Here is a 1,884-nt window from a genome sequence, read left to right on the forward strand (position 1 = left end):
CGACATCGGCGTGTCGGCCGGCTACCCGGTGCTGTGGACGGGCGACCGCCTCGCGGCCGCGACGGCCGGCGTCGCCGAGGCGCGCGCGCGGCTCGCGACCCCGCCGTCGAACCTGCTGAACGCGAACGGCTGGAGCTGGATCGGCGATACGGCCGGCAAGTACGGCCAGGACTACACGTTGCGCGCGTACGCGGCCTACACGCAGTTCGGCACCGCGACGCGCGACGACGAAACGCTCGCGGTCGTGCGTGTCGACAGCGACGGCCATCAGTTGAACGGAGCGAACCGCTACGTGCTGCATTTCGCGCCGGGCGCGCTGCCGCCGGTTCGCGCGTTCTGGACGCTCACGCCGTATGCGACGAACGGCGCGCTGCCCGACGTCGGGTCGGCGCGTCGCTCGCTCGGCGATCGCGACCGCCTGCGCCGCAATCACGACGGGTCGATCGACATCGTCGTGTCGGCGTCGCCGGGCGGCACGCATGCGGGCAACTGGCTGCCGGCGCCGCGCGCCGATTTCGCACTCGCGTTGCGCCTGTACGCACCGAAGCCGCAGGCGAGCGACGGGTCGTGGATGCCGCCCGTCGTCGTCCGGAAATGAACGGATGACCGGCGGCGTTGTCCGACCGGCGGGCGCGACGGCGCCCGAACCCCGTACCGTCACCTCCTGAGCCTATACTTTCGGGATAGCGTGCGCGGCCGACCGGTTCTCCGGTACGGCCGGCATCCCATCCCGAGGCATTCAAGCATGGCAAGCGCAGACAAAGAAACCGTATCCTCGACCCTCCATGCCCTCGGTGGCGTTGCACGCTCGCGCCGCACCCGGCGCATCGGCCTCGGCCTGCTGATCTTCCTCGTTTTATTCGGACTGCTCGGGTTCTTCGCGGCGCCGCCGCTGATCCGCCATATCGCCGAACAGCAACTGAGCCAGCAGCTCGACCGCCCCGCCACGATCCGGCGCATCGCGCTGAACCCGTACACGCTGAACCTCGAGGCCGACGGCATCCATCTCGGCGACAAGGGTGGGCAGGGCGACTTCATCGACATCGCGAAGCTCGTCGTGCGGCCGTCGTGGTCGTCGCTGTTCCGCGGTGCGCCGATCGTCAATGAAGTCCGCCTCGACTCGCCGCGCTTCCATATCGTCCGCTACGATGCGCAGCGCTTCAATTTCACCGACCTGATCGAGAAATTCTCGACGCCGTCGCCCAAACCGGAAAGCAAGCCGACGCAGTTCTCGGTGTCGAACATCCAGGTCAACAACGGCCGGATCGATTTCGACGACCGCCTGCTGAACGAAAAGCACGTCGTCGACAACTGGACGCTCGGCATTCCGTATATCGCGACGCTGGCATCGAAGACCGACATCTTCGTCGAGCCGAAGCTGCGCGCGCGCTTCGACGGCAGCCCGATTGCGATCGACGGCAAGACCAAGCCGTTCGCGCAGTCGCGCGAATCGGAGATCGCGCTGAAATTCGACGGCCTCGACGTGCCGAAGCTGATCTCGTACGTGCCCGCGAAGCTGCCGGTGGCCGTGACGAGCGGCCTGCTGAGCAGCGACCTCAAGGTCAATTTCGTGATGAGCGGCGAGACGCCCGCGCTGCGCGTATCGGGCACCGTCGACCTGAACGACGCGAAGGTGACGGACCGCGCGTCCGCGCCGCTGTTCGCCGCGCGCGGCGTGCATGTCGCGGCGGCCAGCCTCGAGCCGCTGCGCAACGCGTTGCACTTCGACGAGATCCGGATCGACCAGCCGGTGGTCGACCTGTCGCGCGACAAGCAGGGCGTGCTGAACGTCGAGAAGCTCGCCGCGCAGCCGGCAGCCGCATCGAACGCCGCCGCGGGCAAGCCGGCGGCGCCGGGCGCCGCGGCCGCTTCTGCGGCTGCGGT

The 1,884-nt window shown here is 68.6% G+C and carries 2 protein-coding genes; both read left to right on the plus strand.

Features of this window, described 5'->3' with window-relative positions; translation table 11 throughout:
- Window positions 1-598: DUF1214 domain-containing protein (locus DPV74_RS41090; RefSeq protein ID WP_119339269.1), on the plus strand; the 598-nt coding region annotated here is incomplete at its 5' end.
- A gap of 147 nt (window positions 599-745) precedes the next feature.
- Window positions 746-1,884: DUF748 domain-containing protein (locus DPV74_RS41095; RefSeq protein ID WP_119339270.1), on the plus strand; the 1,139-nt coding region annotated here is incomplete at its 3' end.

Source organism: Burkholderia sp. HAN2018, from assembly GCF_024704855.1.
GTDB classification, from domain to species: Bacteria; Pseudomonadota; Gammaproteobacteria; order Burkholderiales; family Burkholderiaceae; genus Burkholderia; species Burkholderia cepacia.